The following is a 235-nucleotide window of genomic DNA, read 5'->3' as shown; positions in this document are numbered from 1 at the left end:
CATGAAAGAATTGAAGAATTGAATCGTTTATATAAGAGTGGTAAATCTCATGAGGAAATACACAGTGAGATTATTCATTTGGCAACAGAAAGAATAGCTAATAGTATAAGCACGAAATGCCGTAAGTACGAAGAACGGTATTCAAAGATGGAGCATGTAAAAGAGAAGCCATTTATATTAGCAATTGGTAGTTTTGAGCAACCACTATTTTATTTACAAGGAACGGGAGCTATAC

Annotated in this window: 1 pseudogene; it reads left to right on the top strand. The window is 34.0% G+C overall.

The features are described from left to right. Positions 1–18: 18 nt before the first annotated feature. Positions 19–235 (top strand): annotated as a pseudogene (locus KVT27_RS26185) (hypothetical protein); the annotation flags it as partial.

The organism is Lysinibacillus sp. GbtcB16 (genome assembly GCF_019091145.1).
GTDB lineage: Bacteria > Bacillota > Bacilli > Bacillales_A > Planococcaceae > Lysinibacillus > Lysinibacillus fusiformis.
This window is presented reverse-complemented; position numbering and strand designations above follow the sequence as displayed.